Annotated in this window: 12 protein-coding genes and 1 tRNA gene; 5 read left to right on the forward strand and 8 right to left on the reverse strand. The window is 66.9% G+C overall.

Features of this window, described 5'->3' with window-relative positions; genetic code table 11:
- Positions 1 to 83 precede the first annotated feature (83 nt).
- A complete protein-coding gene (locus POR01S_RS16075; protein WP_042137038.1) occupies positions 84 to 1421 on the forward strand; it encodes a DUF4214 domain-containing protein in 1338 nt (445 codons plus the stop codon).
- Between the two features lie 33 nt (positions 1422 to 1454).
- On the opposite strand, the gene POR01S_RS16080 is transcribed toward POR01S_RS16075, so the two are convergent.
- Positions 1455 to 2615, reverse strand: coding sequence for a PQQ-dependent sugar dehydrogenase (locus POR01S_RS16080; protein ID WP_255211835.1), 1161 nt, complete (start codon positions 2613 to 2615; stop codon positions 1455 to 1457).
- Positions 2616 to 2642: 27 nt separating this feature from the next.
- Here POR01S_RS16080 and POR01S_RS16085 point away from each other — a divergent pair, with 27 nt between their 5' ends.
- Positions 2643 to 3113: a hypothetical protein gene (locus POR01S_RS16085; RefSeq protein WP_042137040.1), complete on the forward strand. Its 471-nt coding sequence runs from the start codon at positions 2643 to 2645 to the stop codon at positions 3111 to 3113.
- Positions 3114 to 3123: 10 nt separating this feature from the next.
- Here the strand turns inward: POR01S_RS16085 and sugE are convergent, their stop codons facing one another.
- The 4 genes from sugE to POR01S_RS16105 all read right to left on the reverse strand — a co-directional run bounded on the left by sugE (position 3124) and on the right by POR01S_RS16105 (position 4669).
- Entirely contained in the window at positions 3124 to 3441 is a 318-nt protein-coding gene (gene sugE / locus POR01S_RS16090) for a quaternary ammonium compound efflux SMR transporter SugE (protein WP_042137041.1), read from the reverse strand.
- Between the two features lie 177 nt (positions 3442 to 3618).
- The gene (locus tag POR01S_RS16095; protein ID WP_042137044.1) at positions 3619 to 4005 is read right to left on the reverse strand and encodes a hypothetical protein; all 387 of its coding nucleotides are present in this window, start codon (positions 4003 to 4005) and stop codon (positions 3619 to 3621) included.
- 103 nt (positions 4006 to 4108) lie between these two features.
- Positions 4109 to 4339, reverse strand: coding sequence for a hypothetical protein (locus tag POR01S_RS16100; protein WP_039975808.1), 231 nt, complete (start codon positions 4337 to 4339; stop codon positions 4109 to 4111).
- Between the two features lie 253 nt (positions 4340 to 4592).
- A tRNA-Arg gene (locus tag POR01S_RS16105) sits at positions 4593 to 4669 on the reverse strand.
- Positions 4670 to 5011: 342 nt separating this feature from the next.
- Between POR01S_RS16105 and gabD the strand changes: the two genes are divergently transcribed.
- The 3 genes from gabD (at position 5012) to POR01S_RS16120 (ending at position 9283) form a co-directional block, all read left to right on the forward strand.
- Positions 5012 to 6460: an NADP-dependent succinate-semialdehyde dehydrogenase gene (gene gabD, locus POR01S_RS16110; RefSeq protein ID WP_027600146.1), complete on the forward strand. Its 1449-nt coding sequence runs from the start codon at positions 5012 to 5014 to the stop codon at positions 6458 to 6460.
- A gap of 232 nt (positions 6461 to 6692) precedes the next feature.
- Positions 6693 to 7973 carry a 4-aminobutyrate--2-oxoglutarate transaminase gene (gabT, locus tag POR01S_RS16115; protein ID WP_042137048.1) on the forward strand — a complete coding sequence of 427 codons (1281 nt, stop codon included), beginning with the start codon at positions 6693 to 6695 and terminating at the stop codon, positions 7971 to 7973.
- A 113-nt stretch (positions 7974 to 8086) separates the two neighbouring features.
- Positions 8087 to 9283: an HDOD domain-containing protein gene (locus POR01S_RS16120; RefSeq protein WP_042137050.1), complete on the forward strand. Its 1197-nt coding sequence runs from the start codon at positions 8087 to 8089 to the stop codon at positions 9281 to 9283.
- Here POR01S_RS16120 and POR01S_RS16125 read toward each other — a convergent pair.
- The 3 genes from POR01S_RS16125 to cysW form a co-directional block, all read right to left on the reverse strand.
- Positions 9280 to 10830: a methyl-accepting chemotaxis protein gene (locus POR01S_RS16125; protein ID WP_042137052.1), complete on the reverse strand. Its 1551-nt coding sequence runs from the start codon at positions 10828 to 10830 to the stop codon at positions 9280 to 9282. The genes POR01S_RS16120 and POR01S_RS16125 overlap by 4 nt on opposite strands.
- A 142-nt stretch (positions 10831 to 10972) precedes the next feature.
- On the reverse strand, positions 10973 to 11941 hold the full coding sequence (locus POR01S_RS16130) for a sulfate/molybdate ABC transporter ATP-binding protein (RefSeq protein WP_027600150.1): 969 nt from the start codon (positions 11939 to 11941) through the stop codon (positions 10973 to 10975).
- 6 nt (positions 11942 to 11947) lie between these two features.
- Positions 11948 to 12805, reverse strand: a complete 858-nt coding sequence (gene cysW, locus POR01S_RS16135; protein WP_420893622.1) for a sulfate ABC transporter permease subunit CysW — start codon at positions 12803 to 12805, stop codon at positions 11948 to 11950.
- Positions 12806 to 12811: the final 6 nt, after the last annotated feature.

The raw sequence follows: 12811 nt of genomic DNA on the forward strand, positions 1-12811 counted from the left end.
ATACAGGTCGGCGCCGCGTACCGCCGCCTTCTATAAGCCAGGGATCCGGCCACAGCGGGTGGCCGCTTCAAGGAGGAGAGACCATGGTCGTGGACAATGCAGCATGGGTAAACGCCTGTTACTGGGCCGTGCTGGGCCGCGCCCCGGATGCGGAAGGCTTTCGCTTCTGGGTCGCCAAGCTGGAAGATGGCCTGGGCAACGCCCAACTGGTTCGCCTGTTCCTCAACGGCGCCGAGCGCCTGCAGGCGCAACCTGCCGACGAGAGCGCCAGCGCCTTCATCGACGGCTGCTATGGCGATCTGCTTGGCCGCAGCGCCGATGCCGGTGGCAAGGCCTTCTGGCTGGGCCGGCTGGAGACGCTTGGCAGCACCCACCAGGATGCCCGCGCCGCGGTCATCGTCGAGATGATCGACTACCTCGGCCGCCCGGATGGCCAGAGCGCCGATCAGCAGCTGTTCCAGACGCGGCTCGCGCAATGGGAGCCGCTCACGCCGGGCCTCGCCCTGCACGAGGACACCGGGGTGTCGGCCACCGATGGCATCACCCGCAACGGCCAGGTGGACGTGACCCTGCCGGATGAGGTGACGGCCTGGAGTTACAGCCTGGATGGCGGGCAGAGCTGGACCGCCGCGAGCGCCGGCAGCCATACCCTGCAACTGGTCGCGGGCTACTACCAGGCGGATCAGCTGCAGGTCAGCTATCGGGAAGACGGTGGCACCATGCGGACCCTTACTAATGAAACACCCTGGCAGGTCGACAATCAGGGGGCCGCGCTCTATCTGCTCAGCACTCATGGCCCTACCACCGAGAATCTGTTGCGATTCCACTTCTACATCGACAACGACGTAGAGCAATGGCGCAGTTCCAGCGATGGCGGCCAGACCTGGCAGCAGGGGGAGGGACGCTGGCCTGCACCTAAGCTGGAGCCGGGCTTCTATGCGCAGGGCTCGATACAGGTTGAGACCACCGATACGGCTGGAAACGTCCTGGTGACGACCCTGCCGCGTGACCTCGAGGTGCTACCTGCCGACTTCACTCCACCGCTACTGACAGGTATCGATCAGCATTCCTACTACAGCCCTGGTGCTGAAAATCACATCAACCTGTTTTTCGACAGCTCCATTTATCGCGGCACCCGGGATCTTTACTCGGAAGCCTATCCGATACCGGTGAAGGTGGACCCGACGGTACTGGAGAAAGCCTTTGTGCTCGATGTCACCACCGGCGCGAAGATCGGCTTCGAGTTGGTCACGACGGTGAGACACCTGACCAGCCAGCTGGACATTCGCCTGGCGAGTGATTTGGTAGAAGGACATCAATACGGCGTCTACCTGCCCGAAGCCTTCGTCTACGACGCCTACAACAACCCCAGCGACGAACTGACCCTGCTGGGTGCCAGCAACACCTTCGTCGCGGCCTGATCAGGCCATTGGGGTCTCTCGCAGTGGCCCCTCCTACCCCGGCACCACCCGCAACAGCTGACCGTCCTCACCATCGGTGAGCAGCCAGAGATTGCCGTCCGGTCCACTGCGCACATCGCGCAGACGCTGGTCCAGCTCCTGGAACAGGAGCTCCTGCTGACCGAGCTGGCCGTTCACCAGCGGTATTCGCCGCACCGATTTTTCCCGCAGCGCCGCCACGAACAGACTGCCGCGCCAGGCAGGAAAGCCCTGGCCGTCGTACCAGGTCATGCCGGCCGGGGCGATGGAGGGGGTCCACTCCAGCAGTGGTGGAGTGATGCCCGGCAATTCGCGGAAGGGCGAGATGCGCGCGCCGGTGTAGTCCACGCCGCCGGTGGTCAGCGGCCAGCCATAGTTGGCACCGCTGCGGATCAGATTGAGTTCGTCGCCGCCCTTGGAGCCGTGCTCGTGCTCGTACAGCGCCTGGCGCTCGGCCACCCAGACCAGGCCCTGGGGATTGCGATGGCCCAGGCTGTAGATCTCCGGCAGGGCGCCGGGTCGCTTGATGAAGGGATTGTCCGCCGGCACCTGGCCGTCGCGGGTGATGCGCACGATCTTGCCCAGATGGGTATCCAGTCGCTGGGCGTCGGTACGTTCCACGTTGCCATCACCCAGGGCGATGGCCAGGGTGCCGTCGCCGAGCAAGGCCATCCGCGCCCCGAAGTGCTGGCCGAAGGCCTTGGCCGGCTGACTGGTGAACAACGGCTGGACGTCCTGCAGGCGTTCGCCCTCCAGCCGCGCGCGTACCACCCTCAAGTGATTGGCGTGGCGCGTACCTGTCGCATAGGAGAGATAGATCAGCTGGTTACGCGCGAAGTCCGGATCCGGCAGCACCTCGAACAGTCCGGCCTGGCCTTCGGTGTAGAGGTCCGGCAATCCGGTGATGGCTTGCGCCTGCAGCCCGAGGCGACCTGCGCCGTCCGGGACCAGCAGCCGCAAGCGCCCGGCGCCCTCGGTCAGGAGCGCACGGCCATCGGGCAGGAAGGCCAGCGACCAGGGCCGGTCCAGTCCGGTCGCCACCGTCTCGATCCGATAGGCCGGCGCCGCCAAGGCCAGCGGAACCGCCAGCAGGGCCAGCCAGGCCAGCCAGGCCCAGCGGCCGGAAGCTTTAGGTAACGCTTGAGGTCTACTCCGGGTACCCGCTTTCGCTAGCATCTGCCTCTCTCCAAGGGATCTTCCGATATGCCTCAACCGCTCTGGCGCGCCCTGTTGCAACCGCGCACCCTGCTGGCATTCGCCGCGGCCCTGCTGCTGGCCACCGCCTGGGGCAGCCTGGTGCAGACCCAGTACAACCTGGCGGCCCTCCAGGGGCTCGGCCAGCCGATCGACCTGCCCACGCGCTGGCGGACCTCGCTGGAGGATCTGCTGGGCTTCGGACCCGTCTATGCCGCGATCGTGCTCGCCGCTTGGTTACCAGCCTTTGCCGCGGCCCTCTGGCTGGGGCGTCACGGCGGTGCCTATCGCGCCTGCCTGCTGCCGCTGGCCAGCAGCCTCAGCCTGGTCGCTGCCATCCGCCTGATCGACGCCTTCGCGCCCATGCCGGTGCTCATCTATGCGACGCGCACCCTGGAGGGGCTGCTGGCGATGGCCGTGGGTGGACTGCTCGGCGGGCTGCTGTTCATCTGGCTGGCGCGCTCGGTGATCCCGCGCTAGGGGAGGGCGCTCAGGACGAGGTCAGCTTCATCAGCACCAGTCCGCTGATGATCAGCGCGGCGGCCAGGATGCGCAGCGGACTCGCCGCCTCGCCCAGCACCAGAATGCCCACCATGAAGGCGCCGACCGCGCCAATGCCGGTCCAGATCGTATAGGCGGTGCCCAGCGGCAGGCTGCGCATTGAGATCGACAGCAGCGCCACGCTGGCCACCATGGCGACCCCGGTGATCAGCGTGGGCGTGAGACGGGTGAAGCCCGCGGACTGCTTCATATAGAACGCCCAGACCACCTCGAGCAGTCCCGCGCACACCAGATAGAACCAAGCCAACGACGGCCTCCTGTAAAACCGGGCCGTCCCGGAACGCTGCCCACCAATCGCCGGGGTCGTCCCCGGGGGCCAAGAGAGAAGGGCGGCAGGCTGCTCCACCGCCTGATCGGCTCTACTATCCTAGCCGTTCATGGCCGCGCCGTTCGACCCGGCCTGGCAGTCGCTACCCATCACCCGCTAGCGCGGCTGGCAGATCTGCATGGCGATCCCGTCGAATTCCCGGTCGAAGCTGGCGCGTTCGGCCGCGCTGAGAAAGCCTTGCTGCCCGACCAGGGCATCGGTCTGGCTGCGCACCGCGGCAATGCGCTCGCTGAAGGCGGTCGCCTGTTCCTGACTGATCCGCTGCGCCTTGCGCGCCGTGCTCACATCCGCCAGCAGCACATTGGCGCGCATGGATACATGCGCCTGCCGCGGATCGGTTATGGCGCCGCCCAGCTCGCCCGGCAATTCACGCTGCTGCTGCAGATTGCAGCTGGGCAGGCCGAGATCGTCGTGCCGAAGCGGCTCCCGGGTACAGGCACCCAGGGCGAGGGGCAGCAGCAACAGGGGAATCAGGGATTTCATCCAGGTCTCCTCGGGGTGGCCATGGTGGAGACCTTGAGAGCCCGGGACGGGCGCTTCGTTCAAGAATGGCTCTGCGCCGGGCCTTGGCAAACGCCTTGAAGCCCTAGTCGTCCAGCCGCGCCTGCCGTTCCAGCGCCGCCAGCTGCAGCCGCGCGCCGTCGGCCACCGGCCCTCTGCCAACCGCGCTGCTCTGCAGCAGCGACAGGTTGAGGGCGTGCGCCGCTGCCTCTATCCCCGGACGCAGGGCATGGCCGGCCTGGGCCAGGGCGGTGTCTTCGGTCAGGAGCGGAGCGGCGAGAAAGAGGGTGACCGAGCTGGTCAGGAGGTATCTCATGAGGCGTCCTTGCAGGGTGATCACCAGGGTATCGGCATCCGGCCGGCCTGTTGGAGCGGGTCTAGAGGTCAGAGCTTAGAGCAGAATCGCGTTAGCGCCAGGGATAATGGTCAGATAATTCACGCCGGTGATCTGGCGATCGCCTTTTACAGAACGTTTTGAGCGTCTCGGAACGGCTTGAGCGACAGCCATAAACAACAAAGCCCGTGCGATGGCGGGCTTTGCTGAGGTTCACGCGACGGTGAACGGGAGATGGCGCACTCGGCGGGATTCGAACCCACGACCCCTGCCTTCGGAGGGCAGTACTCTATCCAGCTGAGCTACGAGTGCAGCGATTCGGTGACGCTGAATCGGTCGCCATCATACTCACCTTGCCCTCGACCGTCCATGCCCGGATGCACGATGTTGTTGATTTTGAACGACTGTTTCGCGGGGCTTGGCAAGGGCTGCATAAACAAGGAGGAAGTCCGCGCGAAAACCGCTCCGGCGCTCTTGCGCGGGGGTTCAATATTCTCCTAGGATGCGTTCAATATTTCGAACGCCCAGGGCGGTTCGGACGTTGCTCGAGCGGGCACTGAACGGTGGCGATGCCAGCGTTTCCAGGCCTGACCCTATCGCAGGCGCAGGGGTGTCATGCCCTTGCTTCCGGCCCTTTCAGCCAAGGAGACCGTAATGCAGCTCAAAGACGCTTCCCTGTTTCGCCAGCAAGCCTATGTCGACGGCGCCTGGATCGACGCCGACAGCGGTGCCACCGTCAAAGTGGACAACCCGGCCACCGGCGAGACCCTGGGCACCATTCCCAAGCTTGGTCGCGCCGAGACCAAGCGCGCCATCGACGCCGCCAACCGCGCCCTGCCGGCCTGGCGGGCGCTGACCGCCAAGGAGCGTTCGGCCAAGCTGCGTCGCTGGTACGAGCTGATGATCGAGAATCAGGACGACCTGGGCCGGCTGATGACCTTGGAGCAGGGCAAGCCGCTGGCCGAGGCCAAGGGCGAGATCGCTTATGCCGCCTCCTTCATCGAGTGGTTCGCTGAAGAAGCCAAGCGCATCTATGGCGACACCATCCCCGGCCACCAGGCTGACAAGCGCATCCTGGTGATCAAGCAGCCCATCGGCGTCACCGCCGCCATCACGCCGTGGAACTTCCCCACCGCGATGATCACTCGCAAGGCCGGTCCGGCCCTGGCCGCCGGTTGCACCATGGTGATCAAGCCCGCCAGCCAGACCCCCTATTCGGCCCTGGCCCTGGTCGAGCTGGCCGAGCGCGCCGGCATTCCCAAGGGCGTGCTGAGCGTGGTCACCGGCTCCGCCGCCGAGATCGGCGCCGAGCTGACCGAAAGCCCCATCGTGCGCAAGATCTCCTTTACCGGCTCCACCGAGATCGGTGCCAAGCTGATGGAGCAGAGCGCGCCCACCATCAAGAAGCTGTCGCTGGAGCTGGGCGGCAACGCGCCCTTCATCGTCTTCGACGACGCCGACCTGGACAAGGCCGTGGAAGGCGCCATCGCCTCCAAGTACCGCAACGCCGGCCAGACCTGCGTCTGCGTCAACCGCCTCTACATCCAGGACGGCGTCTACGACGCCTTCGCCGAGAAGTTCAAGGCCGCCGTGGCCAAGCTCAAGGTCGGCAACGGCCTGGAAGAGGGCGTGACCATCGGCCCGCTGATCGACGCCAAGGCCGCGGCCAAGGTCAAGGAGCACATCGACGACGCCGTGAGCCAGGGCGCCAAGGTCATCGCCGGGGGCAAGGCCCACGCCAACGGTGGCAGCTACTTCGAGCCGACCATCCTCGCCGACGTGCCCAAGAGCGCCAAGGTGTCCAAGGAAGAGACCTTCGGCCCGCTGGCGCCGCTGTTCCGCTTCAAGGACGAGGCCGAGGTCATCGAGCTGGCCAACGACACCGAATTCGGCCTGGCCTCCTACTTCTATGCCCGCGACCTGTCCCGCGTGTTCCGCGTGGCCGAGGCGCTGGAGTACGGCATGGTCGGTATCAACACCGGCCTGATCTCCAACGAGGTCGCCCCCTTCGGCGGCGTCAAGGCCTCGGGCCTGGGCCGCGAAGGCTCCAAGTACGGCATCGAGGAATACCTGGAGATCAAGTACCTCTGCCTGGGCGTCTGACCCGACGCCGCTGATCTGTTGGGCTTAGCTGTGCTCAACTCCACCTACCAGCACCCGTAGGTTGGGTTGAGACGGCGCCATCGTCGAAGCCCGACAGACCCTCAGCCGATCCAAAGCTTTCCCCCGGCGCGGACGCCGGGCCGTTGGCAGTCGATCATCGTATGCTGCCCGGAATCCGGTCCGCGCCTTTCCCGTAGCCGGCCGCCACGATGAGCGGCCATCGAGGACTGCAATGAGCCACACCAATGATTCCCTGATGCACCGCCGCAGCGCCGCCGTCGCCCGTGGCGTCGGCCAGACCCACCCGATCTTCGTCGCCCGCGCGGAGAACGCCAAGGTCTGGGACGTCGAGGGCAACGAGTTCCTGGACTTCGCCGGCGGCATCGCCGTGCTCAACACCGGCCACCTGCATCCGCGCGTAGTGGCGGCCGTGCAGGAACAGCTGACCAAGGTCTCCCACACCTGCTTCCAGGTGCTGGCCTACGAGCCCTATGTCGAGGTCTGCGAAAAGCTCAACGAACTGGTGCCGGGCAACTTCCCGAAAAAGACCGCGCTGTTCAACTCCGGCTCCGAAGCCGTGGAGAACGCGGTCAAGATCGCCCGCGCCGCCACCCAGCGTGCCGGCGTCATCGCCTTCTCCAGCGCCTACCACGGTCGCACCATGATGACCCTGTCGCTGACCGGCAAGGTCGCGCCCTATTCGGCCGGCATGGGCCTGATGCCCGGCGGCGTCTATCGCGCGCTTTACCCCTGCGAACTGCATGGCATCAGCGTCGATGACGCCATCGCCAGCGTCGAGCGCATCTTCAAGAACGATGCCGCCCCCGGCGACATCGCCGCCATCATCCTCGAGCCGGTGCAGGGCGAGGGCGGCTTCTATGCCGCGCCCAAGGAATTCATGCAGCGCCTGCGCACCCTGTGCGACACCCACGGCATCCTGCTGATCGCCGATGAAGTCCAGTCCGGCGCTGGCCGGACCGGCACCTTCTTCGCCATGGAGCAGATGGGCGTCGACGCCGACCTGGTGACCTTCGCCAAGTCCATCGCCGGCGGCTTCCCGCTGTCGGGCGTGACCGGTCGCGCCACGGTGATGGATGCCGTCACCCCCGGTGGCCTGGGCGGCACCTACGCCGGCAGCCCCATCGCCTGCGCCGCAGCCCTGGCGGTGATCGAGACCTTCAAGGAAGAGAACCTGCTGGACCGCTCCAAGGCCGTGGGCGAACGCCTCACCGCCGGTCTGCGTGAACTGGCCGCCCAGCACGCGCGGATCTGCGACGTCCGTGGCCTGGGCGCCATGATCGCCATGGAGCTGGGCAAGGGCGGCGACATCGAGCAGCCCGATGCCGAGCTGACCAGTCAGATCGTGGTCCGGGCGCGTCAGAAGGGCCTGATCCTGCTCAGCTGCGGTAGCTACGGTAACGTGCTGCGCATCCTGGTGCCCCTGACCGCCAGCGACGAAGAGCTGGATCGCGGCTTGGCCATTATCGGCGAGTGTTTTGCCGAATTGGCCTGAGTCCTGCCTAAACCGCCCTCCTGGAGGGCGGTTTTTTTGTGACACGCTTGGCACAAACCTCGCTTTGCCGCATCATCCGCCGCTTCGCTTTCCTCAAGCAGGAGTGGGTTGGGATGCCGCCCCTGATACTCATCGTAGACGCCAATCCCTGGACCCGTGACCTGCTCAAGTCGCTGGTGCTGGCCGTACGTGCCGATGCCCTGGTGCATGAATACGGCCATGGCTATCAGGCCCTCGCCGAACTGGATCAGCGCAAGAGATGCGCCCTGATCATCGTCGAGCGACCGGCCGATTGCGACGGCCTCGACCTGCTGCGCCGCATCCGCCAGCGCGGCGCCCAGCCGCTGCAGCCGGTGATCCTGCTGTCCGACCATTCCGATGCCGCCTATGTGCGCGCCGCCCTGCGCCTGGCACCAACGGCCTATCTGGTCAAACCCTATGCGGCGGAAGAGGTGTTGCGCCGCCTGCACAGTCTGTTGCCGCCGGCCGGAGACGCCTCTCAGGCAGCCAGTGCCGCGGCCCTGGGCTCCCTGGACGATCATCTGCAGCGTATGGCCGCCGAAATCGACGCCGTGCCGCTGTTCGCCGACTTGCCCGCCATCATCCAGCGCTGCCGCGAGAGCGAGAGCTGCAGCCTGGGCGAACTGGAAACCGAATTCGGTCAGGATCCGCTGGTCACGGCGACCCTGATCGCCGCGGCCAACAGCGCCTCCCAGCGCGTCGGCCAGTCCTGCCAGACCCTCGGCCAGGCCCTGCCGAGGCTGGGCGTCGGCTTCACCCTCAATCTGGTCCTGGGCCTGAGTCTGCGGCGGGCGACCCGCCTGGCCGAGCCGCTGCTGGCCGGACGCGCCGAGGGCTATCTGCACCTCGCCCAGCGCGCCGCCGATTGCGCGCGGCTGCTGGCGCTGCGCTATGTGCGCGAAGACGCCGAACGCTGCTATACGGCCGGCCTGCTGCACCGCCTGGGTGAGCTGGCCGTGCTGCAGGGTGTGCAGCGCTGGTGCGACGGCGGTGGGGCCATCGACGAAGCCGCGCTGGAGCGCGCGCTGCTGAGCTACAGCCTGGAATTCTCCGCGGAATTGCAGCGGCACTGGCGACTGCCGCTGGAGTTGCGCGAGCTGGTGGCCGCGGTGCACAGCCTGCACGGCGTGTTACCCAAGCCGTCGCTGATCCTGCACCTGGCGGCGCAGGCGGCGAATCCTGCCCCGGGCGAGTCCCTCGAAGCCCTGCTGGAGCACAAGGCCGGGCGCATGCTGGGGCTGGAGGCGGCGGTCTGGCAGCTGGCCGTCACCCAGCTCAAGCTAGGCTAGCGCGCGGTATCGGGGCGATAGCCCAGGCGCAGTCCACCCCAGTGGCGGCCATTCACCAGGATCGGCACCGAAAGGTCGTGCATCACCTCGCCGGTGTCTCTCATGTAGGTCTGCAACAGCAGGCGGCGCTGATGGCTGCCGCAGCGCTTGCCGGTGCGGTCGCTGAACAGGCGCTTGCTGCGACTGCGCGCGGTATCCACCGCCACGTCGCCGGTGGGCGCATGGGCGAAGGCGCGGTTGTGGGTGGGCACATAGCCTTCCGGGGTACAGGCGATGGCGAAGACCAGGCCGGGATGCTGATCCAGCAGCGGCTCCTGGATCGCCGGTAGCACGCCATCGGTATAGCTGTCGAAACGGGTGCGGTACTTGGCCGGCTGACTGCCGGGCACCGGCTGGTACTGGCGGTCGAAGAGGGCGTCCTGGGTGATGCGCCCGGCGGCCAGGTCTTCCTCGAAGCGCCGGCCGATGGCATCCGCGCCCTGGCGCGCCAGTTCGAAGATGCGCTGGTGATAGCTGTCCAGGCCGACCTCGGCCAGACGTTCGCTGCTGGCTTCGGCCATGTCCACCAGTTCGTCGGCGGCGCTGCTGAGCCGGCTGGTCTGGCGCTCGCTGTCGGCCAGATCGCTGTGCACCTGCTCCACCGCCTGGGCCAGGCTTTCCAGCTGGGCGAGATTGGCCGAGGTGCCCTGGGCGATGTCCGCGGCCTGGCGCTCGGCGGTCTGCGCCAGCTCGGCGATCTCCTGCAGGCCTTCGCCGGTACGTTCGACCTGGCGCACGCCGTCTTCCAGCGCCTGGGCCAGTTGCTGGATCTGCGCCACCACGGCGTCGGTCTGCTGGCTGATGTCGGCAACGATCAGCCCCACCTCGCCGGTCGCGCTGGAGGTCCGCGCCGCCAGGCCCCGGACCTCGTCGGCGACCACGGCGAAACCGCGCCCGTGCTCGCCGGCCCGGGCAGCCTCGATGGCGGCATTGAGCGCCAGCAGGTTGGTCTGGCTGGCGATGCCCTGGATGACCTCGGTGACCTGCTGGATCTTGTCGGTGCGGGCACTCAGGCCGGCGATGAGTTCGCGGCTCTGGCGGGCGTGCTCGCTTAGGGCACGGATAGCGGCGATCGCCGTACTCAGGGCGTCCTGACCGGCCTCGCTGCGCTGGTGCACCTGCTGCGCCACCACCAGGGCCTGGCGGGCGCTGGCGGCGCTGTCGTGCTCGGTCTGGGTGAGGGCTGAGGCGCTGCTGGAAATCTGCGCGGCCGTGCTGGCCTGGGACTGGACCCGAGCCGCCAGCTGCTGGGCGGCAAAGGCCACGCCGGCGATGGCCACGGCGTTGCGCGCCGTGCTGCGCGAGAGATCGCCGGTCAGTTCATCGAAAGACTGGGTGGAAGCGGGTGGTGCCTCGGGCTTGCGCAGCAGCAACCAGGGCCAGAGGGCGGCCATCAGGACCAGCCCCATGCCAGCAACGGTGGATAGCGCCAGCCCCTGCCAGAGCAGCAAGGCCGCCACGAGGCTGGCCAGGTGAAGCGACAACACGACGGGCCAGCGCCTGGGCATGCGACCTCCTTGTAATTTTGCTCGATCGAGGACGAAGTGTGACGGCTGTCAGCTTCGTCGATCATGGAGCCGGCTTTCCGGAGGTTGCAACCGCTGTCTGGTCCCGGCGGCTACGACTTTCGTCTTAGCCGCCTGCGGCGGGTCAGGGCGTACGCGGCAGGAAATGCAGCGGCGCACCCCGTTGCAGCCCGGCCAGCACCGGGTGGTCCTTGACCAGCTCCACCTCGATCACCTCGCTCTGCTCCGGCACCCGCAGGGTGACCCGGGTGGTGGCGCCCAGCGGCCGGATGTCGCGCACTTCGGCGGCGTGGTAACCCGGTCGCGGCTCACGCTCCAGCTCCACCTCGTGCGGACGGAACAGCACCTCCTGCTCGCCCAGGGCCAGGCGGTTGGAGTCGCCGAGGAAGTGATAGACGAAGTCGCTCGCCGGCTGCTCGTAGACCTCGCCGGGCGAGCCGACCTGCTCGATCTGGCCCTTGTTCATCACCACGATGCGGTCGGCCACCTCCATGGCTTCTTCCTGGTCGTGGGTGACGAACACGGAGGTCAGGTGGATCTCCTCGTGCAGCCGTGCCAGCCAGCGCCGCAGCTCCTTGCGCACCTTGGCATCCAGGGCGCCGAAGGGTTCGTCGAGCAGCAGGATCTTGGGCTCCACCGCCAGGGCGCGGGCCAGGGCGATGCGCTGGCGCTGACCGCCGGAAAGTTGCTCGGGATAGCGATCGGCCAGCCAGTCGAGCTGCACCATGTTCAGCAGTTCATGCACCTTGCTGGCGATCTGCGCCTCGCTCGGCCGCTCGCGGCGCGGCTTCATGCGCAGGCCGAAGGCCACGTTGTCGAACACCGTCATGTGGCGGAACAGCGCATAGTGCTGGAAGACGAAGCCGACGTTGCGATCGCGCACGTCACGCCCGGAGACGTCTTCGCCATGGAAGCCGATGTTGCCGGTGTCCGGCGCTTCCAGGCCGGCGATGATGCGCAGCAGGGTGGTCTTGCCGCAGCCCGAGGGGCCGAGCAGGGCGACCAGCTCGCCACTCTCGATGTGCAGGTTGATGTCCTTGAGCGCCTGGAAGGCGCCAAACCTCTTGTTGATGCCCTGGATCTCGATACTCATGGCGCCTTATTCCTCCTCACGGTGCTGCAGTTGGCGGCTCAGGCGACTCTCGCTCCACTGCCGCAGCAGCAGGATCACCAGGGCCATCATCAGCAGCAGGATCGCCACGCTGAAGGCGGCGACGATGTTGTATTCGTTGTAGAGAATCTCGATGTGCAGCGGCAGGGTGTTGGTCAGGCCGCGGATATGGCCGGAGACCACCGAGACCGCGCCGAACTCGCCCATGGCTCGGGCGGTACAGAGCACCACGCCATAGATCAACGCCCATTTCACGTTGGGCAGGGTCACGTGCCAGAACAGCTGCCAGCCACTGGCGCCCAGCAGGCGCGCCGCCTCTTCCTCCTGGGTGCCCTGTTCCTGCATCAGCGGGATCAGTTCGCGGGCCACATAGGGAAAGGTGACGAAGATGGTCGCCAGCACGATGCCCGGCACGGCAAAGACGATCTGCACATCGACGCTCTGCAGATAGGGGCCCAGCAGCCCCTGGGCGCCGAACAGCAGCACATAGATGAGACCGGCGATCACCGGCGAGACCGAGAAGGGCAGGTCGATCAGGGTGATCAGCAGGCTCTTGCCGGTGAATTCGAACTTGGTGACGCACCAGGCCGCGGCCAGTCCGAAGGCCAGGTTGAGGGGCACCGAGATGGCGGTGGCGAACAGCGTCAGCTTGAGCGCGGAGAGCGCATCCGGTTCGCTGATGGCGTCCCAGAAGGCCCCGATGCCGTTGGCCAGGCCCTGGCTCAGCACCATGTACAGCGGCAGCACCAGGACCAGCAGGAAGATCAGCCAGGCGCTGGCGATCAGCGCGATGGCCACCGGGGTGCGCTGCTTGTTGGCGCGCGCATCGGCCTTGGTGGAAGTCATGAGGCT

Source organism: Pseudomonas oryzihabitans NBRC 102199 (genome assembly GCF_000730625.1).
In the GTDB taxonomy this organism is placed as follows: domain Bacteria; phylum Pseudomonadota; class Gammaproteobacteria; order Pseudomonadales; family Pseudomonadaceae; genus Chryseomonas; species Chryseomonas oryzihabitans.